Annotated in this window: 16 protein-coding genes; 9 read left to right on the forward strand and 7 right to left on the reverse strand. The window is 72.6% G+C overall.

What is annotated here, in order from left to right; genetic code table 11:
- Positions 1–55 precede the first annotated feature (55 nt).
- Both ACFWEE_RS07060 and ACFWEE_RS07065 read right to left on the reverse strand, forming a co-directional pair.
- Positions 56–2,356 carry an ATP-binding cassette domain-containing protein gene (locus tag ACFWEE_RS07060; RefSeq protein WP_386887114.1) on the reverse strand — a complete coding sequence of 767 codons (2,301 nt, stop codon included), beginning with the start codon at positions 2,354–2,356 and terminating at the stop codon, positions 56–58.
- 255 nt (positions 2,357–2,611) lie between these two features.
- On the reverse strand, positions 2,612–2,953 hold the full coding sequence (locus ACFWEE_RS07065) for a DUF5132 domain-containing protein (RefSeq protein WP_386887116.1): 342 nt from the start codon (positions 2,951–2,953) through the stop codon (positions 2,612–2,614).
- Positions 2,954–3,561: 608 nt separating this feature from the next.
- Between ACFWEE_RS07065 and ACFWEE_RS07070 the strand changes: the two genes are divergently transcribed.
- From ACFWEE_RS07070 to ACFWEE_RS07095, 6 genes are all read left to right on the forward strand, one after another.
- Positions 3,562–5,145: an ABC transporter substrate-binding protein gene (locus ACFWEE_RS07070; protein ID WP_386887117.1), complete on the forward strand. Its 1,584-nt coding sequence runs from the start codon at positions 3,562–3,564 to the stop codon at positions 5,143–5,145.
- Between the two features lie 13 nt (positions 5,146–5,158).
- A complete protein-coding gene (locus tag ACFWEE_RS07075; protein ID WP_386887119.1) occupies positions 5,159–6,127 on the forward strand; it encodes an ABC transporter permease in 969 nt (322 codons plus the stop codon).
- Between the two features lie 2 nt (positions 6,128–6,129).
- Positions 6,130–7,992 carry a dipeptide/oligopeptide/nickel ABC transporter permease/ATP-binding protein gene (locus ACFWEE_RS07080; protein ID WP_386887121.1) on the forward strand — a complete coding sequence of 621 codons (1,863 nt, stop codon included), beginning with the start codon at positions 6,130–6,132 and terminating at the stop codon, positions 7,990–7,992.
- The gene (locus tag ACFWEE_RS07085) at positions 7,989–8,780 is read left to right on the forward strand and encodes an ABC transporter ATP-binding protein (RefSeq protein ID WP_386887123.1); all 792 of its coding nucleotides are present in this window, start codon (positions 7,989–7,991) and stop codon (positions 8,778–8,780) included. Before ACFWEE_RS07080 ends, ACFWEE_RS07085 begins: the two co-directional genes overlap by 4 nt.
- Positions 8,781–9,116: 336 nt before the next feature.
- Positions 9,117–10,151: a 3-oxoacyl-ACP synthase III family protein gene (locus tag ACFWEE_RS07090; protein WP_386887125.1), complete on the forward strand. Its 1,035-nt coding sequence runs from the start codon at positions 9,117–9,119 to the stop codon at positions 10,149–10,151.
- 157 nt (positions 10,152–10,308) lie between these two features.
- Positions 10,309–11,649, forward strand: a complete 1,341-nt coding sequence (locus tag ACFWEE_RS07095; RefSeq protein WP_386887126.1) for a glutamine synthetase — start codon at positions 10,309–10,311, stop codon at positions 11,647–11,649.
- Positions 11,650–11,709: 60 nt separating this feature from the next.
- Here ACFWEE_RS07095 and ACFWEE_RS07100 read toward each other — a convergent pair whose 3' ends face one another.
- The 4 genes from ACFWEE_RS07100 to ACFWEE_RS07115 all read right to left on the reverse strand — a co-directional run bounded on the left by ACFWEE_RS07100 (position 11,710) and on the right by ACFWEE_RS07115 (position 14,796).
- The gene (locus ACFWEE_RS07100; protein ID WP_386887127.1) at positions 11,710–12,279 is read right to left on the reverse strand and encodes a GNAT family N-acetyltransferase; all 570 of its coding nucleotides are present in this window, start codon (positions 12,277–12,279) and stop codon (positions 11,710–11,712) included.
- Entirely contained in the window at positions 12,276–13,592 is a 1,317-nt protein-coding gene (locus ACFWEE_RS07105; protein WP_386887129.1) for a type III PLP-dependent enzyme, read from the reverse strand. Before ACFWEE_RS07105 ends, ACFWEE_RS07100 begins: the two co-directional genes overlap by 4 nt.
- Positions 13,593–13,911: 319 nt before the next feature.
- Complete coding sequence (locus ACFWEE_RS07110; protein ID WP_386887130.1) at positions 13,912–14,421, reverse strand: hypothetical protein; 510 nt, start codon at positions 14,419–14,421, stop codon at positions 13,912–13,914.
- Between the two features lie 183 nt (positions 14,422–14,604).
- The gene (locus tag ACFWEE_RS07115; RefSeq protein ID WP_386887132.1) at positions 14,605–14,796 is read right to left on the reverse strand and encodes a hypothetical protein; all 192 of its coding nucleotides are present in this window, start codon (positions 14,794–14,796) and stop codon (positions 14,605–14,607) included.
- A gap of 145 nt (positions 14,797–14,941) precedes the next feature.
- On the opposite strand from ACFWEE_RS07115, the gene ACFWEE_RS07120 reads away from it, so the two are divergent.
- Both ACFWEE_RS07120 and ACFWEE_RS07125 read left to right on the forward strand, forming a co-directional pair.
- On the forward strand, positions 14,942–16,102 hold the full coding sequence (locus ACFWEE_RS07120) for a hypothetical protein (protein ID WP_386887134.1): 1,161 nt from the start codon (positions 14,942–14,944) through the stop codon (positions 16,100–16,102).
- Positions 16,103–16,448: 346 nt separating this feature from the next.
- The gene (locus tag ACFWEE_RS07125; protein ID WP_386887136.1) at positions 16,449–17,678 is read left to right on the forward strand and encodes a carbohydrate-binding protein; all 1,230 of its coding nucleotides are present in this window, start codon (positions 16,449–16,451) and stop codon (positions 17,676–17,678) included.
- Between the two features lie 129 nt (positions 17,679–17,807).
- Here the strand turns inward: ACFWEE_RS07125 and ACFWEE_RS07130 are convergent, their stop codons facing one another.
- Positions 17,808–19,247: a dihydrolipoyl dehydrogenase family protein gene (locus ACFWEE_RS07130; protein ID WP_386887137.1), complete on the reverse strand. Its 1,440-nt coding sequence runs from the start codon at positions 19,245–19,247 to the stop codon at positions 17,808–17,810.
- A gap of 140 nt (positions 19,248–19,387) precedes the next feature.
- Here ACFWEE_RS07130 and trxA point away from each other — a divergent pair, with 140 nt between their 5' ends.
- On the forward strand, positions 19,388–19,774 hold the full coding sequence (gene trxA, locus ACFWEE_RS07135) for a thioredoxin (RefSeq protein WP_386887138.1): 387 nt from the start codon (positions 19,388–19,390) through the stop codon (positions 19,772–19,774).
- Positions 19,775–20,047 lie beyond the last annotated feature (273 nt).

Below are 20,047 nucleotides of genomic sequence, written 5' to 3' on the forward strand. Positions count from 1 at the left end.
GGCGCCGGTCACGGGGTGTGTCACGTGGTCGGCGACGGGGCGGCTCGTCTGCGGGTCAGGCGGCGATGTCGCCGGCCTGGAGCTGCCAGAGGGATGCGTAGAGCCCGTGCTGGGCGAGGAGTTCGTCGTGGGTGCCCTGCTCGGCGACGATGCCGCGCTTGTCCATGACGTAGATCCGGTCGGCGTGCCGGACCGTGGAGAGGCGGTGCGCGATGACGATCATCGTCCGGTCCACCGCGAAGCCGCGCAGCGTGCGCTGGATGGCGGCCTCGGTCTCGTTGTCCACGGCGGAGGTGGCCTCGTCGAGGATGACGACGGGTGAGTCCTTGAGGATCGCGCGTGCCAGGGCGATCCGCTGCCGCTGGCCGCCGGAGAGCGTGGCGCCGCGTTCACCGATCAGGGTGTCGTAGCCGTCGGGCAGGGTCGCGACGAAGGTGTGCGCCTCGGCCATGGCGGCGGCCCGGACCACGTCCTCGTGCGAGGCGTCGAAGGTGCCGTAGCGGATGTTGTCGGCGATGCTGCCGTCGAAGAGGAACGGATCCTGGGCGACGAAGCCGACGGCGTGGCGCAGGTCGTGCCGCCGCAGGTCCCGGACGTCCTGCCCGTCGAGCAGGACCCGGCCCGAGTCCGCGTCCTGGTAGCGCATCAGCAGTTTGGCGATCGTCGTCTTGCCCGAGCCGGTGGCTCCCACCAGGGCGGTCACCCGGCCGGCCGGGATGGTCAGGGAGAGGTCCTCCAGTGTCGCCGGGCGGCCGGGGTAGGCGAAGGTGACGCCGTCGAGGACGATCTCGCCCCGCACGTCGGCGCGTTCGAGCGTCCCGCCGCCGGTGTCCGCTTCGACGGGCAGGGCGCGCAGGCGCTGGACCCGGTCGTAGGACGCGAGCGTGCGCTGGTACTGGTCGGCGATGCCGCCGAGCCGGCTCATCCGCACGAGCAGCATCTGGGGAAGGCCGATCAACGGGCTGAACACCTCGAAGCGCAGGGTGCCGTTGAGCACCGACCGACCGCCGATCAGCAGGGTGCCGGCCATGGACGCGGTGGTGCAGGCGCGTACGGTCTCGACGTGGCGGATCGTGCTCCGGTCGGCCCGGCGGCTGCTCTCCTGGACCGACTCGCTCAGCTCGTCGACGCGGGTCGCCTCGTACTCCTCGGTGCAGAAGCTCTTGACGGTCGCACCGGCCTCCAGCGAGTTGATCACCTGGCTGCCCAGCCTGGCCCGCTGCTCTCCGGTGGCGGCGTAGGTGGCCGCGGCCTCGCCCTGGTGGCGCAGCGAGAGCCACGCGACGACCGGGATCGGCAGGAAGGCGATCCAGGCGATCTGCGGTGCCAGCAGGAGGAACGCGGGGACCAGGACGGCAAGGCTGGTGCCGAGTTGCAGCACGTCGTTGGCCGGGCCGGCGAAGAAGGCGCCCAGCTGGCCGACGTCGTTGGTGAGCGCGCCGGTCACCCGGCTGGTCCGCTCGCCCTCCAGATGCTCCAGTTCGAGGTGCTGGACGTGCCGGTAGGTACGGCTCCGCCAGTCGTGCTCGATGTCCTGGCCGAGCCGGCGCCACTGGAGGTTCGAGGCGTAGGAGAGACCGGCCACCGCGGCACACGCTGCGGCCACCAGACCCGCCAGACCGAGGAGTTGGGCCGATGCCGTGGTCAGGCCGAGGCCGACGAGCGGAGCCGCTTCGCCCTTGATGAGGACGAGGCCGGTCCATCCGAGGAAGGTGCCGAGCGCCATCTCCGCGGCCTGGCAGGCGACGGAGAGGGCGGCGGCCCGGTAGAGGCCGCGGCGGTGCGGACCGACGATCTCCAGCAGCGGGTGGCGTTCGGCACCGGTCCCGGCCGCCTGCCGGGCCGCCTCGACCGTGCCGCGCCAGGCTTTCCGGAGGACCACCGCGGTCCCCGCGGCGACCCCGCCCGCCGCCACCAACTGCCTGCCCTTCGCGGACCCCTTGATGAGCGTGGCCCCGGCCACGATCCCGCCGCCGACGGCGAGCACCGGGCGCACCACCGCGCCGCGGTCCGGCCGCGGGGCCGCAGGAACGGCGGGGCCGGCCGCGGGTGCCGGACGTCCCGTTCCGGTCGCGTTCTCCGCGACTCGGGTGACGGCTCCGCGGATGATCCGGCCGACCTCCTGGGCACGCAGTCGCGCGTCGTGCCGGACGAGCACGCCACCGGTGACCGGGTTGGCCCGGGCCTCGGTGATCCCCGGAATGCGACACAGCACAGCGGCGAGGATCTCGGCCGTCCGGGGGCGTCCGAGCACCAGCCCGACGTCCCAGCGCTGGCGGCCCGGGACGACCGAGCGCGGGCTCGCGCCCAGTTCCACGGGGCGGAATCCGGCTGCGGCACCCAGTAGCGATGGCATGTGTACGTTCACCTGTTTGCGGAGGTCGCGGGAGTCCGTCGTGGACACGACGGAATGCGGCGACGGAGCGGGAAGGTCTGAAACACGGAATGCGGCGACGGAGCAGAACGCCGCGGGGCGGATCTCTGCGGCCGAACGGTCTGCCGAGGGGAGGATCTCCGGGCCGAACGGTCTGCCGACGGCCGCCGCCCGAGCGTGCTCCGCCGAGATCGATCGGCACGCACGCCCGGCGGCGGCCCAGGTTCCTGCGGGCCGTCAGTGGGACTTGCCGGAGGCGGAACCCGCGGTCGCGCGGATCTTCGGGGTCCTCGCGTCCCCCTCGGAGCGACCGGCGGACGCGTCCTTGGCACCGGCGCGCTGGCCGACGACGGAGTGCCCCTCGGTCTCACTGGCGGCGATCTGGGCGGCCACCACGTCGGCGGCCACCTCGACGGCGAGGTCGTGCATGTTCTCCCCGGCCTCCTGGGCCGCCTTCTTCACCTCCATCGCGATACCGACGGACGTCCTGACGACTCCGCTCACCAGCGGCTTGAGCAGGCGCTTGGCCAGCGGCGCGACAATGAGGCCGATCAGGAAGGGCGGGACTACTGGCGGCATGATGCTCCATCCTCTCCACGCATACGTATGACAGGGAACCCGGGCGTGACGAAAAGCCGGAGCAATGCGCACCCGGGCGGGATTCACTCTCGAATATCCGGGACTCACCTGGCGAATCAGAATCCCCGATTCCCGGACGCCGGAACTCACCATCCGATCCCGTGATCACCGTAGTGGAATCCCACCCGCCTGGGCCAAGCAGCTCCCCCGTGTTCACTCGTGCGAGTGCTTCAGGGCCTCTGCGCGCAACCTCCAAACCCCAGCACACCCGACACGCTTAATGCATTTAATGCGACTTTCTGATTTACCTCTCTCGATGAACGCCACGACGTCCGCCCGGCAGGCGGGCGGACGGGCAGGCGCCCAAGCGGGCAAGCGGACGGGCGGACGGGCGGACGGGCGGACGGGTAAGCGAGTCAGGCAGGCACGACAGGGCAGCCCCGCACGACAACCCCCGGCACCCCCCGTACGGGTGAACCACGATCAGCCGCCCCGCGGCCCCCGACGGCCCTACGCCCAGCTGCCAGGCGGTCCCGGCCATTCGAACGCCCCTTCCGCACAAGCCAGTTGGATGACCAGGACCGTCACCCCGGTGGCACCATGACGCCATGTTCCGACGCTCCCCGCCGGTCGCCCTGGCGGCTGCCCTCACCGCCTCTGCCGTCGCACTGGCCGGCTGCGGCGGGACCGCCGCCTCCTCGACCACCACCCCGCTGGTGATCCGCGGCACCGTCCGCATCGCCGGGACCAGCGAGACCCCGAGCTTCGACCCGTACTCCGCGTTCGGCGCGGCCCAGGCCCGTTACGCCTACGACTCCCTGGTCAACCTGGCCCCCGACGGCGGCCTGGTCTCCGGCCTGGCCACCTCCTGGCGGGCCACCGCCACCACGGCCACCTTCACCCTCCGCCCGGACGTCACCTGCTCCGACGGGACCGGGCTCACCGCTTCGGCGGTGGCCCGCGCGCTCAGCTACGCGGGCGACCCGGCCAACCAGCTCGCCGGGGCCCAGACCGTCCTGCCGAACGTCCCGTTCGAGGCGAGCGCCGACGACAGGAGCGGCACGGTGTCGGCGACCACCGCCGCTCCCTTCCCGTTCCTCACCCGCACCATCGGCCTGCTGCCGATCGTCTGCCCCGCGGGCCTGGACCGGCCCGGTTCGCTGGACCGCACCACCCAGGGCACCGGTCCCTACGTCCTGACCCGCTACACCTCTGGCGGACCGTACGAGTTCACCGTCCGCGACGACTACGCCTGGGGCCCCGCCGGGGCGACGACCGACGAGCCCGGCCTCCCCGCGCGCATCGTCGTCTCGGTGGTGCCCCAGGCGTCCACGGCCGCGAACCTGCTGCTCACCGGGGGCGTCGACATCGCCGGTGTGAGCGGCCCCGACCGCGCCCGGCTCACCGGACGCGGCCTGTCGACCGCCGACGTGGCGACCGTGGTCGGGCTGACCTTCTTCAACCAGCGTCCCGGGCGGGTGCTCTCCGACCGGGCCCTGCGCCGCGCCCTGGTCTCCGCCCTCGACCGCCGGGGGCTCGCCAACGTCGCCGTCGGCGGCACCGGAGAGCCCGCCACCGACTTCGGCGCCGTGGGCTCCGTCTGCCACGCCGACCTCGCCGACGCCCATCTGCCCGCGGGCGACGCCCCCGAGGCTCTGCGGGCCGCCGGCTGGACCCGGTCCGCCGACGGCCCGCTCACCAAGGACGGCCGCCCGCTCCGGCTCCGCCTGCTCACCAGTCCCGACCTCGGCCCGACCCTGGTCTCCGTCGCCGAGCTCATGGCCCGGGAGTGGACGGCGCTCGGCGCCGAGGTCGACCTGGTCTCCGAGAGCCTGCCGGCCCTCGTCAACGCCATGTACCAGAGCGCCGAGTTCGACGTGGTCGTCGGCAGCACGCCGGGGTTCGCGCTGCCGGTCGGCTTCATCTCCTTCTTCTCCGGACCCACCCCTGCCCGGGGGCTCAACTTCGCGGGGGTGGCCAACCCGGAGTACGACGCGCTGGTCTCCCGGGCCCTGAGGGAGACCGACACGTCGGGATGCGGCACCTGGAACCGGGCCGCCGCCGCGCTCTTCCGCTCGGCCGACGCGCTGCCGATCGCCCAGGGCAGCAGCGGCCTGTACGGCTTCCGTACCACCTTCGCCACCACCTTCGGCGGCCAGATCGTTCCCACCAGCATCCGCCTCCACCGATGACCTGAGGCCCACCATGTCTGCGTCCCAGCTGTTGCGGCACCCCTGGACCGTGTTCCTCGGCCGCCGCGGCGTCCGGCTGCTCCTCTCCCTGGCCGTCGTGGTCACCGCGTCCTTCGCGATGATCCGCCTCATTCCCGGCGATCCGGTCCGGGCCGCTCTCGGCGTCGATGCCTCCCCCGGCCTGGTGGCAGCCCGCAGGCACGACCTCGGGCTCGACACACCCTTCCTGTCCCAGTACCGCCACTACCTCGACGGCCTGCTCCACGGCGACCTCGGTACCTCGCTGGTCACGGGCGCACCGGTCGCCGAGCTGGTCCGCACCCGGTTGCCCGCCACCCTGGAGATCGCCGTCCTCGCCTTCCTGACCGCCCTCGCCGTCGCCCTGCCCGGCGGCCTGCTGGCCGCCGTCCGCACCCGCGACGGCCGGCGCCCGCGCACCGAGCTGGTGTTCACCGCGGTCACCGCCGGTCTGACGGGGGTACCGGACTTCGTCCTGGCCGCCGGACTCACCGCGCTGCTGGCCGTCGGCCTCCACCTGCTCCCGGTGGCCGGGGCGGCGGGCGCCGAGTCGCTGGTCCTGCCCGTCGTCGCGCTCGCCCTCGCCCCCACCGCCGTACTCCTGCGCATTGTCCGGGTGGAGGCGCTGAAGGTGCTGGACGAGGACTATCTGCGCACCGCCCGGAGCAAGCGGCTGTCCGCCGCACGCCGCTACCTCCGGCACGCGGCACCGAACATGGCGTCCGCCGCGCTCACCGTCGCCGGAAGCCTGCTGCCCGCCCTGATCGCCGGAACCGTGCTCGTCGAGAAGGTCTTCGCCTGGCCCGGCATCGGCTCCGCCATGGCCCAGTCCGTGGTCGCACAGGACTATCCGGTGGTCCAGGCCATGGTTCTGGTGTTCGGCACCTCCGTGCTGCTCGCCGGCCTCCTGGTGGACGTGCTGCTCACCCTGCTCGACCCCCGCTCGGCGATCCGGGAGATGTGACCATGGGACCCCTGTCCGTACGTCCGCGTTCTCCCCTGGCCTGGACCACCGCCGTCATGCTGGCGTCGCTCCTCGCGCTCGCTCTGGCAGGCCCGCTGGTCTGGGGTGCGGCTGCCGAGCGCCCGGACCCGTCGGCCGTGCTCCAGGGGCCCTCCGCGGGGCATCCGTTCGGAACCGACGGCCTCGGCCGGGACCTGCTCGCCCGCGTCCTGACGGCCACCCGCCCTTCGCTGCTGCTCGCGCTCGCCTCGGTGCTCCTCGGCGCGAGTGCGGGAGTGCTCCTCGGAGCGTGCACCGCCGTCCTCGGACGACGCGGCCGACGGCTGACCGGCGGGCTGATCAACCTGCTGCTCGCCTTCCCGGCGCTCCTCGTCGCGATGTTCCTCGCGGTCGTGTTCGGCGCGGGCGCCACCGGGGCGGTGCTGGCGCTGGCGGCGGCGGCCGTCCCGGGGTTCGCCCGGCTCGCCCAGACCCTCGCCGCGGGCGTCGCGGGCACCGATCATCTGGCCGCGGCCAGGGTCCTCGGCCTGCGCCGCCACCGCCTGCTGTGGCGGCACGTCCTGCCCAACATCGCGGAGCCGCTGCTCCTGAGCGTCACCACGGCGGGGGGCACCGCCCTGGTCGCGCTCTCGGGGCTGAGCTTCCTCGGACTGGGCGTCCAGCCGCCCGGGTACGACTGGGGCCGGCTGCTCAGCCAGGGGCTCGACCGGATCTACGCCGAGCCGGTGCCGGCGCTCGCCCCGGGCCTGGCCATCCTCTACGCGGCGCTGACCTTCCAGCTGCTCGGAGAGGTCCTGGCCGGCAACGTCGCACGGCGCACGCCGGTGCGGCGCGGCCCCGCCCCGGTGCCCTCTCCGAGTGGCCCCGCCGAGGACGGGCTGGTCCTTCAGGTAGAGGACCTGTCCGTCGAACTCCCCACCTCCCACGGCACGATCCGGCCGGTGCGCGGGGTGAGCCTGTCCCTGCGGCCGGGCGAGATCGTCGGCCTCGTCGGCGAATCGGGGTCGGGCAAGTCGCTCACCGCGCTCGCCCTCGCCGACCTGCTCCCGTACGGCGCCCGGGTGTCGAGGCGCACGCTGCGCCTGCTCGGGAAGGACCTCTCCGCACTGTCGCCGAAGGAACGGGACCGGCACCTCGCGACGGGCCTGTCGATGATCTTCCAGAACCCGGCCTCGGCGCTCAACCCGTCCCTGCGGATCGGCACCCAGCTCACCGAGGCGGTCCGGGCCCACCGGGGTGCGGGCCGCGCGCAGGCCGCCGCGGACGCCGCCGACGCCCTGGCCCGCGTGGCCCTTCCCCCGGCGCTGCTGCGCTCGCGTCCCCACCAGCTCTCCGGCGGCCAGCGCCAGCGGGTGATGATCGCGTCGGGGCTGATGGTGCGCCCGGGACTGGTCATCGCCGACGAACCGACCACGGCGCTCGACGTCACGGTGCAGCGCCAGATCACCCGGCTGCTCACCGACCTCCGGCGGGACACGTCCGCGGCGATCCTGTTCATCAGCCACGACGTCGCGCTCGTGGGCGAGTTCTGCGAACGGATCCTGGTGATGTACGCGGGCACCCTTGTCGAGGCCCTGCCCGTGGACCGCCTCGCCGACGGGGCCCGGCATCCCTACACCCGGGCCCTGGTCGCGTCCGTACCCGACCTCACCGGGGACCGGGGCAGACCGCTGCCGACCGTCGAGGGCGCGCCGCCCGATCCGCGCGCGCCCGCGGCGGGGTGCCCGTTCGAGCCCCGCTGCCCGCGCCGCCAGGACCGCTGCGCCGAGCGTGCTCCCTCCCTGGAGGACGTCGGGGCCGGCCACCGGGTCGCCTGCTGGCATCCGGTGCCGGTGGAGGCCCCGGAGGCGGTGCCCGCGTCATGACCACGCTTCAGGTGATCGACCTCACCGTCCGCCACCCCGGCCCCCGGGACTCCCCGGCCGCCGTGGACGGTGTCTCGCTGGAGATCCCGTCGGGCACCACCCTCGGTCTCGTGGGGGAGTCCGGATCGGGGAAGTCCAGCCTGGCCGGGGCGGTCGTCGGCCTGGTTCCGGTACACGGGGGACGTGTCCTGGTCGACGGCCGCGAGGTCCGCACCCGTACTGTGGGCGACCGGCGGCGGCTCGGGCGTCTGGTCCAGATCGTCCGCCAGGACCCGGACACCGCGCTCGATCCTCGGATGACGGTGCGGCAGGCGCTCGTCGAGGCCGCCACGGTCTTCCGGCGGCTCGACCGGGCCGCCCGCGCCGAGCGCGTCACCGAACTGCTCGGTCTCGTCGGACTGGACCCCGGGCTCGCCGATCGTCTGCCGCGCCAGTTGTCCGGCGGCCAGCGGCAGCGGGTCGCCCTGGCCCGCTCCCTGTCCGTCGGGCCCGGCCTGCTGATCGCCGACGAGGTCACCTCGGCGCTCGACGTCTCGGTGCAGGCCTCGGTCCTCAACATGATGCGTGAACTCCAACGCGGGCTGGGGCTCTCCATGCTCTTCATCGGCCACAACCTGCCGGCGGTCTGTCACGTCTCGGACGTGGTGGCGGTCATGCGGCACGGCCGGATCGTCGAGACCGCTCCCACCGGGACGATCCTGCGCGCGCCGAGCCATCCCTACACCCGGTCGCTGCTCGCCTCCGTGCCGTCCCTGCGCGCCTCGCTGCCGGGGCAGCGGTCGTCCTGAAACCCGGGTCGCCGGACGCCCCAGGCCCGACATGAATTCCGTGAGGTGCACCGTCAAGCGATCAACGAATTCGTCACGCTATCGAATTAAAGCGTGATCTTACGACCTGATTCCCGTGAGACGATGCGGCGAATTTGCTGCGGATGTCTCACGGATTCTCCGCGGATTCGCTCTGCGGATTTGCGCTGCGGATTTGCGCTGCGGATTTGCCTGAGCCGCCCCGTCGGCACCGGTGAATGACCTACCCGTACCGGGTGAATGACGTACCAAGGGAGAGATGCGGAACATGGGAATTCTTCGAGAAGTACCGCTGGCCCCCGGGCGGAGCGCCGTGACATGACCGTCGCACTGGAGCAGACCACGCTCCACCAGACCGGCGCGGGCCTGTCCGTCCCGTTCGCCATCGCCGGGACGGGAATCCACCTGCCGCCCACCGTCGTCACCAACCAGGAGCTCGTCCGCACCCTGGACACCAGCGACGCGTGGATCACGAGCCGTACCGGCATCCGCGAACGCCGCCGTCTGGCGCCGCACCTGGCCACCTCCGACATGTGTGTCGCCGCCGCCCACCCGGCCCTGGAGGCCGCCGGCGTCGAGCCCGGCGGGCTGGACGCGGTCATCGTGGCCACCTACACCTGGGACCAGCCGCTCCTGTCGACCGCGCTCATCGTGAAGGAAGCCCTCGGCGCCCACCGCGCCCTCTCCCTGGACGTCACGACCGCCGCCTGCGCCTCCGGCATCCAGGCCATGCTGCTCGCCGCCCACCTCCTGCAGAACCCCTCCATCACCACCGTCCTGCTGCTCGCGGCCGACTGCGCCTCCCGGGTCACCGATCCCACCGACCGCACCACCGGTGTCTTCTTCGGGGACGCGGCGGCGGCCGTCGTCCTCACCCGCACCGACAGCCCCGGTTCGGGCCTCCTCTCCTACAGCCTGGGCTCCCAGCTGTCCTACGACGTCCAGATCCCCGCCGGCGGCTCCCGGATGCCCGCCAGCACCGCCACCGTCGCCGCCGGGGACCACTATCTGTCCATGGACGGCCGCGCCGTCTGGAACGCGGCGACCACCCGCCTGCCCGAGAGCATCGCCGGTGCCGTTCGGCGCGCGGGCGTGCCGATCGACCAGGTGCGGCACCTCTTCCTGCACCAGGCCAACCTGAACATCCTCAACGAGACCACGGCAGCTCTGGGGGTACCGCGCGAACGCGCCCCCGTCACCATCGACCGGCTGGGCAATACCGGGTCGGCCGGTGTGTTCACCGCGCTCCACACGGCCGTCGCCGAAGGCTCCCTGCTCCCCGGAGACACCTACGTGCTGTCCGGCATCGGCGCGGGCTTCCAGTGGGGTTCCCTCTGCCTCCGGCACGCTTGACCGATCCACATCCTCAACACACGTGTGACTGCCGGGGGTTGGCGGAACTCCTGGCAGCTCCGGAAAGGTGTCACGTCGCGGCTCCGGTCGTCCACGGACGAGTGAACTCCCCTACGGGCGCTGGCGATCCCGCTGCCGTGAACGCCAGCATGGCGGCATGACCACCACGCACTCACAGGCCGACCGGGCCGCTCGGGCCCGTGCGGCCGAAGTCCAGCTCGCCGCCGACGGAATCGACGGGGTGGTGTTCGGCTGGGTCGACAACGCCGGGCTCACCCGCGTGAAGTCCGTCCCGCTCGCCCGGCTCCGGCACGCCGCGGTGCACGGTGTCGGCGCCGTCCCCTGCTTCGACGTCTCCCTGGTGGACGACTCCTTCACCACCACGGCTTCGAGTACCGGCCCGACGGGCGACCTGCGGCTCGTCCCCGACCTCGACCGGCTCACCCCGCTCGCCGCCCAGCCCGGCTGGGCCTGGGCTCCGGCCGACCTCCACACCCAGGACGGCACCCCGCACCCGGGCTGCCAGCGAGGCTTCGCCCGCCGGGCCACCGAGGCCGTCGAGCGGCGCGGGCTCTCGCTGCGCGCCGGGATCGAGATCGAGTGGGTGGTGGCCGACGCCGCCGGAGACCCCGCAACGTCCGCGCCCGGCTACGGCATGACCCGCTTCATCGAGCTCTCCGACTACCTGCGCGAGGTGCTGCGCGCCCTCACCGCGCAGGGTCTGACCGTGCTGCAACTCCATCCCGAGTACGCAGCCGGGCAGTTCGAGGTCTCGGTCGCCGCCGAGGGCCCGGTCGAGGCGGCCGACACCACGATGCTGGTGCGGCACACCGTGCGGGCCGTCTCCGCCCGTCACGGGCTGCGAGTCTCGTACGCCCCCGTCTTCACCGAGGGCGCGATCGGCAACGGCGGCCACGTCCACCTCAGCCTCTGGCGACAGGGACAGAACCTCGGACACGCCGGTCACGGCCGTCACGGTCTGCACCCCGAGGCCGAGCACTTCTTCGCGGGGGTGCTCGCCGAGCTGCCGGCCCTGCTCGCCCTCGGCGCCCCCGCCGTCGCCTCCTATCTGCGCCTGGTCCCCTCCCACTTCGCCGGCGCCTACCGCTGCTGGGGCCTGGAGAATCGCGAGGCCGCCCTGCGTCTGATCACCGGCACCGAGGCGGGACAGGCCAACGCCGAGGTCAAGTGCTTCGACGCCGCCGCCAATCCGTACCTGGCGGTCGGCGGGGTGCTGGCCGCCGGACTCGCCGGACTCGACGCCGGTATGCCGCTGCCTCCCGAGACCCTGGGCGACCCGGCCGCGCTCGGCAACGCCGAGCGTCTTCCGGCGAGTCTGCCGGAGGCCACCGACGCGTTCGAGAAGTCCGCCCTGCTCCGGCAGGCGCTCGGCACCGAGCTGTACCAGGCCGTACTGGCCGTCCGGCGGGCCGAGGCGGAGTTGTTCGCGGGGCGCACGGACGCGGAGGTCATCGACGCCGTTCGCTGGCGGTACTGACCCGCCGCCGGTGTCCGCCGTCCCCGGAGCGGGAGGCGACGGCGGACATCCGCGACCGCGTCAGCCCGTCTCCGCCGCGCAGGACCGTGCGCGAGCGGGACCGGTGACCACGGCTTCCACCGGCTTGGTCATGTACACCGCCTCGGTGCCGTAGCTCGCCGGCAGTACGGTCCCGGGCCGGGCCCGGTAGCCCAGTCCGGCCCACAGCGCCCGCGAGCCCTGTACGGCGACCAGGGAGATCGTCCGGTAGCGGCCCGCACGCCCGGTCTCCTCCAGATGCCCATGCATCCGGCGGGCCAGGCCCCGGCCGCGCGCCCGCTCGGCGACCACCACGTCATGGAGGTGCAGGTTGCTCTCCCGACCCGGCCCCCGACCGCTCCGCCGCCCCGCGGGCACTTCGGCCAGGCTCAGGTCGGGACAACGGTGCAGGGGGTACGGCAGTGCGAGCAGGTAGCCGCCGATGCCGCCCTCGTACTCCAGGACGAAGCAGGTCGACGGCGAGACACGGTGCCGGGAACGCAGCGCTTCCCCTCCCTCGACCAGGCCGCTCGCCCTGTAGGCGCGTTCCTCCAGTGCGACCACCGCGTCCCAGTCGTCGTCCAGGAGACGCCTGATCCTGGTGCCGGTCACCCGCCCTCCCCGTCCCGGGCCGAGCCCGCGACGCAGGTGTACGGCAGCGGTGCGAAGCCGTTGAACCCCTGGGTGGCGTAGGCGACGGCGTACGCGCCGCAGGAGTGGACCCAGACCGGGTCACCCGAGGCGACGGCGTCCGGGACCCGGACCAAGCCGCCCTCCCGGGCGTACGCGTCGTCGCTGTCGCACGTCGGACCCGCCACCACCGCGTCGACGAACGGCCCTCCGGGAGTGGCCGGGAACTCCAGCCGGTACCGCAACTGATCCATTTCGTACAGGCCGTTGAACTTCCCGCAGCTGAGGTAGAGCCAGTTCTCACGCGAACCGTCGTCGCGGCGGCGGGAGGTGAGCCGGGCGACGTGGGCGCGGATCGCGCCGTGGTCGGCGACCAAGTGGCGGCCGGGCTCCAGCAGGAAGGACAGCGGGGCGGCGTTGACGGCGCTCAGCTGCTCCATGCCGTCGCGGATCACCGCGAACATCTTGTCCAGGGGCGGCTCCAGCGGCCGTCCGCACCGGTCGAGGACGCCGAGGGCGGGCAGTCCGCCGCCGAGGTTGATCCGGTCCAGAACGATGCCGTGCCGGTTGAGCGTCTCCACCGCTCCGGCCAGCGTCCCGATCGCCTCGCCCCAGGCTTCGGCCGTCATCTGCTGGGAGCCGACGTGCACCGACAGTCCGGAAGGCACCAGTTGGGCGTCCCGGGCGGCGACGAGCACCCGCACGGCGTCCTCGGGCGAACACCCGAACTTGTGGCTCAAGCCCCACAGCGCACCGTCGCCCGAGGTCGCGACTCGGCAGAACACCGCTGATCGAGGGGCGTGTTCGGCGATCGCGGCGACGTCCTCCCGGCTGTCGGTCGCGAAGTCGCGCACACCCAGCCGGTAGGCGTCGGCGATGTTGCGGTCCGACTTGACGGTGTTGCCGTAGTGGATCAGTTCGGGGGCGACCCCGGTGCGCAGGGCCTGGACGATCTCCTGCGGGCCGGCGGCGTCGAACCCCGAGCCGAGCCGGGCGAGATGACCGAGCACCTCGTCCACCGGGCAGGCTTTCATGGCGAACCGGACGGCGGTGCCGGGAAGTTCGGCGCACAGGGCGGCGTACTGACGGCCGATGCCTTCCAGGTCGTAGATGATGGCGTCCTCGGTCGCGGCGGCGAGCGCGGCGCGCAGGGCGGAACCGTCGGGCCGGCCGGGGAGGGGCGGGGGCGACGCCCCGGCGACCGGCGCCGCCGGAGCACGCCGGCCGGTTCTGCCGCGACCGGCCGGCCGGCGCTGCTCGGCGATCTGACACATGTCGGTGGCCTGAGGCCTCACGCGTGCACTCCCTGTTCCGACTGGATGACCGGTGCCGTCGACGTCCGGCACCCATGAGAGGGAACGAGGCAGCCCAGAGGGGGTTATGACGTGTCAACAGATTTTCTTCCCGCCGGCCTCCCCACACGTGTGCCGGCTCGGTCCCGCCCCGGGCGTACGCGTGCGAGGGTCCGCTCGGGTGGTTGCCATCGCGGTGCGGGTGTGCGCGGGGAGGCGGACCGTGCGCGCTCCGCGGCGGGGAGCCACCGCGCCGGTCGCCGTGGACGGCGGTCCCGCGCAGCGCGGGACCGGAACGCGGGTCGGGCTGACCGTACGTGGCTCACTCGCGTTCGAGCGCGGCCCGTACGGCCTCCGGGCCCACGTCACCGCCAAGGTTGCGCGCGTCGTCGACGAGCCACGCGCCCCGGTCCCCCGGAACGAGCCGGAGCGCGGTGTCGATGTGCATGCCGCCCGCGGCGGTCCCCACCGTCACCCGCAGTCCGATCCCCGCCGGGTGCGGGCCGAAGGCCGGGAGCTCCAGCGCCTCCCCCGTACTCACCGGCAGGTCCGCGTGGCCACCGACCCGGGGCGTAGAGGTCATCCGGACGCACTCCGCGACGGTGTCGGCCCCCCAACTCCGCAGGAGACGTTCGGTGCGGGCCTCGCACACCGCCTCCCAGCTCTGATCGAGCTGCGCCTGCTGATACGCGCGCGCGGCCTTGGTCGCAGCTGCCGCGCGCCCTCCGCCGGCATCGCCGCCGCCGGTGCGGTCCCCGTCGTCGCACCCGGCCAGCGGCAGGACCGCCGCCATCACGAGCATCCCCGCGCCCCGTCCAACCCGAGCAGTCACGCCCGTCCCCCTCGTCCGTCCTCAGCACCGCCTTGCGGGGGATTAGAACACAGGACCCGCGCCCGTCGGCCCGAACGACCTTTCCGCGGAACGTCGTTCGGGCGGCCGGCACCCGCGAAGGGCACCCGTCGCCGGATCGGAACGGCACGGGTCACCGCGCACCGGGCCCTCCGCACAGGAAGGTCACAGGGCCCTGGGGACGAGGAAGCGGCAGCCGAGGACGGTGCGGGCTTCCCTCCGGCGGGAGGGTCGAGGGTGGAGCAGGGCGACACCGACGAGGACGACGTGGACGGTGATCCGGATGTACAGGGCGCCGATCAGCGCCCAGGGCAGGGGGCCGGTGGTCGGAAGCAGGTGGGTCAGTGCGGTGAGCATGGTTTCTCCTGGTTCGTTGCCGGGCCTTGTGCTCCGGCGGTTCCCCCAGATCACCACGGTCGACGCGCCCGGCCCGGACGAAGGTGGGAGGGCTCCATGTCCGGAAGTCGCTTCCCCTTCCGGCGAGCGTGCGTAAGTTCGCGGCATGTCTTCCACGGGTGGCCGGCTCTCGGCCGATCGACAGCTCATCGAGCACGCACGACGACACGACTGCGTGGTGTCGTCAAAGCAACTCGCGTCGTGGCGGCGGGCGGGACTGCTGCCGCACCACACGAGGCGGGCGTTGGGCCGGGGGCGCGGGAGCGCGTCGGTTCCGGACGACGAGGCGTTCGGCCTGGTCGTGGCGCTCGCCCGACTGGCGCGCAGGGGTGCTCGGCCCTCTCATCTGGCGCTGGCGCTGTTCGGCGAGGGGCACCCGGTACCGGAGAGGACCGTACGGGAAGCCTTCAGGAGGGCGGTCCGGTTCGCCGGGCCCGGCGGGGAGGGCCCGGAGGAGGGGGAGGACGAGGAGGAATGGGCGGAGCGGATCGCCGACGAGGTGGTCTCGTCGGGGCAGCGGGTCAGGCTCGTTCCCGCTCGGGCTCGCCGGATCGACGAAGGCATCGCCCGGTACATGCGTGAGCGCGGGGTGGTGTGGCCTCCCCCGGAGCTGGCCGTCCTGGACAAGAATCCGGAACCTCCGAGCCCGTCCGGCGGGGAGGTCACGGCCGCGGTGGTGACCACGGTGCTGCGCGGCGGCGCCTCCGTCACGCCGCAGGGAATCGGTGACGTACTGCGGGCCGTCCAGTCGGCGGGGTGGGGCAATCCGGGGGCCTCCCTGGCCGAGTACACGGTGGAGGACGTCCCCGACGCCGGCCAAGAGGTGTTCCTCCCGGATGGCGGGATGAGCACCGTTCCTGACGGTGATGTGCGCGGCACCCTGCTGCGTCTGGCGGAGACGGCCGCCCTGGAGGATCTGCGGGACGCCTGGGCGGCGAGCGGGGCGACCCGTGACTGGGCGCTGGGCCTGTGCGCACGGACCGAGGCGGAGCTGGAGGCGGGCGAACTGGGCGACGCCGCGTTCGAGTGGCTGATGGGCAGGGCCTTCGTGCCGGGGGTGGTGCTGCTGGCCGAGGTGGGAGACCGCTTCTGGTCCCCATCGGATCAGGCGTTGAACTCCCTGACGCTGCTGCTGATGCGGCAGTCGCTCCACGCTCTCGACGACCAGGTGCCGGGCTGCCAGTGGGACCTGCTCGAATCCCCCGCCGTGCTGCCCGCCCCGCTCGCCCCGTTCCTCCGGCCGCAGCGAGCTTCTCGGACGCGGTAGGAGAACGAGCACCGCTCGTCACCGTCGGGGTGGATAAGGCCCCCCCGGTTCACCTCCGCTCGCGCGGAGAGCACCCTTCGCGACCTGCCCTTATCCGACGGTTTTGCAATTTCTTTGCCATGCTTCGCCGCACACTCCCCTCACCCCTCCTGTCATCACGCGGCAGTGTAGAGCCCACCCGTACCGAGGAACGAGGTGACCAGCCGTCACCGAGCCGCTCCCAGCCGCAGCCCACGCCCATCGCGGGTACGCAATCTTCAAGAGAGGGCAATGGTCTAGGCCAAATCATTGACGTGCATGCGTCATCAATCGATTCTGGCCACACCTCTCCCGACAGGAGTCCCCCATGAAGCGTCTTCGCGCTCTGCTCTGCGGTGTCGCCACCGCGACACTGGCCACCGCCGGACTCGCGGCGTTCACCACACAGCAGGCTGCGGGTGCGTCCGCCACCACGCTCAGTAACCGGTGGTACGCCGCCGCGCCGTATCTGATGCCGCACGACAACAACCCGCCGGACGCGGGCGCCATCATGGACGCCACCGGACTCAAGGCGTTCCAGCTGGCGTTCGTCCTCGCCCCCAACGGGGGTGGATGCAGCCCGACGTGGGACGGGACGTCACCGGTCTCGTCGGACACCGCGGTGGGGTCGGTCGTCAGCGCGATCCGCGCCAAGGGCGGCGACGTGTCCGTCTCCATCGGCGGTTACGGGGGGACCAAGCTCGGCCAGGCCTGTTCCGACGCGGCGTCCACCGCAGCCGCCTACCAGCAGGTCATCACCAAGTACCAGTTGAAGGCGATCGACTTCGACCTGGAGGAGCCGGAGTACGAGAACGCGACCGCCATCGCCCATGAGATCGGCGCGGCCAAGATCCTCCAGCAGAACAACCCAGGGCTCTACGTCTCGGTGACCACCGCGGGAACCGCCGACGGCACCGGCTGGTTCGGCAAGCAGATGCTCAACGAGGCCAAGGCGCAGGGCTTCACGCCGAACAACTTCTCGATCATGCCCTTCGACGGCGGATTCAACGGCGCGGCAGCGCAGACGAGCGCCCTGACGAACTTCAACTCCATCCTGCAGTCCACATTCGGCTGGGACGCGGCAACCGCGTACGCCCACCAGGGGTTCTCCGGGATGAACGGCCGCAGCGACACGGGTGAGTACTTCACCCAGGCCGATTTCCAGACGGTTCTGGACTACGCCACCAGCCACCACATGGATCGCTTCACGTTCTGGTCCCTCAACCGCGACCGTCAGTGCACCCCGGCCGACAACAACGGTACGACGTCCGGCACATGCAGCAGCGTGGCCCAGTCGGCCTGGGACTTCGCCAAGTACTCGGTGAAGTTCGCCGGAGTCACCCCTCCGACGACTACTCCCACGACCGCTCCTCCGACCACCACTCCGCCGTCGGGCGGCAACTGCGCCGCGACGGCCTGGAGCAGCAGCGCCGTCTACACCGCGGGCAACACGGTCTCGTACGGAAACCACACCTGGAAGGCCAAGTGGTGGACGCAGAACGAGACGCCCGGCACCACGGGTGAGTGGGGTGCCTGGCAGGACCTCGGCGCCTGCTGACGGAAGCTGGCGCAGGAGGCACTGCCCGAGTACCGCCGGTGCACCGCAGGGCCGCCCTTCGGGACGGTCCTGCGGTGCACCCCGACTCCGGCACCACGTGATGAATCTCCAGCCGCCTCCCGGCGCCCGTCACCCCCTGAACGTCTCCAGCAGCCGCAGCCACACCTCGCTGATGGTCGGGTACGAGGGGACGGCGTGCCAGAGGCGTGCGAGGGGCACTTCTCCCGCCACGGCGACGGTGGCCGAGTGGATGAGCTCGCCGACCCCCGGGCCGACGAAGGTGACGCCGAGGAGGGTCTCGCGGTCCAGGTCGACGATCATGCGGGCGTGGCCCCGGTAGCCGGCGGCGTACAGGCTCGCTCCCGACACCGAACCGAGGTCGTAGTCGACGGCCCGGACACGGAAGCCGGCGCGTTCGGCTTCCGCGAGGGTGAGGCCGACCGAGGCGGCCTCCGGGTCGGTGAAGACGACCTGGGGGACGGCGGCGTGGTCGGCGGTGGCCGCGTGGGCGCCCCAGCGGCCAGTCTCCAGGGTCGCGGCGCCCTGGGCGCGGGCGGCGATCGCGGCGCCCGCGATCCGCGCCTGGTACTTGCCCTGGTGGGTGAGGAGGGCGCGGTGGTTGACGTCTCCGACCGCGTAGAGCCAGCTGCTGCCCTCCACCCGGCAGCTGTCGTCCACGGTCAGCCAGCCGCCGGGCTCCTGCCCCACGGTCTCCAGGCCGAGGTCGTCCGTACGGGGGGCGCGTCCGGTGGCGAAGAGGATTTCGTCGGCCTCGATCCGGTCGCCGTCGTCCAGTTCGACGGTGACCGGTCCGTCGGGGGCGGGCCGGTCCAGGGCGGTGGCCGAGACGCCGTACCGGATGTGCGCTCCGGCCTCGGTGAGTGCCTCGGCGACCAGTTCACCGGCGAAGGGCTCCATCTTCGGCAGGAGCCCGCCGCCCCGGACGAGCAGCGTCACCCGGGCGCCCAGGCCCTGCCAGACGGTGGCCATCTCCACGCCGACGACTCCACCGCCGACGACGACGAGGCGGCCGGGCACGCTCTTCGCGCTGGTCGCCTCCCGGCTGGTCCAGGGGTTGGCGCCGGCGACGCCGGGCAGGTCGGGGACGACGGCGCGGCTTCCGGTGCAGACGGCCACGGCGTGCCGCGCGGTCAGGGTACGGACCGTTCCGTCCGGGGCGGTGACGGAGACGCGCTTCTCGCCGGTCAGCCGCCCCTGGCCGCGGTAGACGTCGGCGCCGACGCTCTCCAGCCACTCCACCTGCCCGTCGTCCTTCCAGTGGGAGGTGAACCCGTCGCGGTTGGCGAGGACGGCGTCGGCGTCCAGGGGCCCCTGTACGGCGGCTTCGAGCCCCGGCACCCTGCGCGCCTCGGCCCGTGCGACGACGGGGCGCAGCAGTGCCTTGCTGGGCATGCAGGCCCAGTAGGAGCATTCGCCGCCGACGAGTTCGGCCTCCACGACGGCGGTGCTCAGGCCCGCCGCTCTGACCCGGTCGGCCACGTTCTCGCCCACCGGTCCCGCTCCGATGACCACGACGTCGTACTCGGCACTGCTCGCAGCTTGGTTCATGGGCACAGTCTGTCCGGGCGTGTGCGGTACGGCCACAGGGGCAGGCGGAATAGTGCACGGATGGTCACGGTTGAGCCGGACAGATCCTCACCGGCGCAGAAACCGGCACAGGAAACCGGCACAGGAAGAGGTAGCGGAGAATGAGCACCGTAGAGCTCACCAAGGAAAACTTCGACCAGGTCGTCAGCGACAACGAGTTCGTCCTGATCGACTTCTGGGCTTCCTGGTGCGGTCCCTGCCGCCAGTTCGCCCCGGTCTACGACTCCGCTTCGGAGCGGCACCCCGATCTGGTCTTCGCGAAGGTCGACACCGAGGCGCAGCAGGAGCTGGCGGCGGCCTTCGAGATCCGGTCGATCCCCACGCTCATGATCGTCCGTGACAACGTGGCCGTCTTCGCGCAGCCGGGCGCGCTGCCGGAGGCCGCGCTGGAGGACATCATCGGGCAGGCGCGGAACCTCGACATGGACGAGGTGCGCAAGTCGGTGGAGGAGCAGAAGAAGCAGCAGCAGGCGCAGGGCCAGGCCTAAAGCGTGTTGCGAAAGTAGCGCCGTCCGCCCGGAGGGCGGGTCCGGCGGCGTCCGGTGCGTGCGATCGCGAGGCGGAGGGTCGCCCCGATACTGGATGTATCGGGGTGATCCCGACAACGCGGCGAGCGTGCGTGCCGGGCGTCGCCGGACAGGCGGGACTTTCGACACACGCCCTAGAGCCTGGGACGGGCGGCCCCGGTCCGCCCGTCCTCCGAGGCGCCGCCCGTCCTTCGGGGCCCCGGCCGCGGAGTGCGCCGACACGGATCGGCGCGC

Source organism: Streptomyces sp. NPDC060184 (genome assembly GCF_042728795.1).
Lineage (GTDB): Bacteria > Actinomycetota > Actinomycetes > Streptomycetales > Streptomycetaceae > Streptomyces.

What these genes read in the sequence shown, in the direction of transcription:
- ACFWEE_RS07070 (WP_386887117.1), top strand. Translation starts at nt 3,562, where the DNA reads ATGTTCCGACGCTCCCCGCCGGTCGCCCTGGCGGCTGCCCTCACCGCC.
- trxA (WP_386887138.1), top strand. Translation starts at nt 19,388, where the DNA reads ATGAGCACCGTAGAGCTCACCAAGGAAAACTTCGACCAGGTCGTCAGC.
- ACFWEE_RS07075 (WP_386887119.1), top strand. Translation starts at nt 5,159, where the DNA reads ATGTCTGCGTCCCAGCTGTTGCGGCACCCCTGGACCGTGTTCCTCGGC.
- ACFWEE_RS07125 (WP_386887136.1), top strand. Translation starts at nt 16,449, where the DNA reads ATGAAGCGTCTTCGCGCTCTGCTCTGCGGTGTCGCCACCGCGACACTG.
- ACFWEE_RS07130 (WP_386887137.1), bottom strand. Translation starts at nt 19,247, where the DNA reads ATGAACCAAGCTGCGAGCAGTGCCGAGTACGACGTCGTGGTCATCGGA.
- ACFWEE_RS07080 (WP_386887121.1), top strand. Translation starts at nt 6,130, where the DNA reads ATGGGACCCCTGTCCGTACGTCCGCGTTCTCCCCTGGCCTGGACCACC.
- ACFWEE_RS07090 (WP_386887125.1), top strand. Translation starts at nt 9,117, where the DNA reads ATGACCGTCGCACTGGAGCAGACCACGCTCCACCAGACCGGCGCGGGC.
- ACFWEE_RS07095 (WP_386887126.1), top strand. Translation starts at nt 10,309, where the DNA reads ATGACCACCACGCACTCACAGGCCGACCGGGCCGCTCGGGCCCGTGCG.
- ACFWEE_RS07120 (WP_386887134.1), top strand. Translation starts at nt 14,942, where the DNA reads ATGTCTTCCACGGGTGGCCGGCTCTCGGCCGATCGACAGCTCATCGAG.
- ACFWEE_RS07115 (WP_386887132.1), bottom strand. Translation starts at nt 14,796, where the DNA reads ATGCTCACCGCACTGACCCACCTGCTTCCGACCACCGGCCCCCTGCCC.
- ACFWEE_RS07085 (WP_386887123.1), top strand. Translation starts at nt 7,989, where the DNA reads ATGACCACGCTTCAGGTGATCGACCTCACCGTCCGCCACCCCGGCCCC.
- ACFWEE_RS07060 (WP_386887114.1), bottom strand. Translation starts at nt 2,356, where the DNA reads ATGCCATCGCTACTGGGTGCCGCAGCCGGATTCCGCCCCGTGGAACTG.
- ACFWEE_RS07065 (WP_386887116.1), bottom strand. Translation starts at nt 2,953, where the DNA reads ATGCCGCCAGTAGTCCCGCCCTTCCTGATCGGCCTCATTGTCGCGCCG.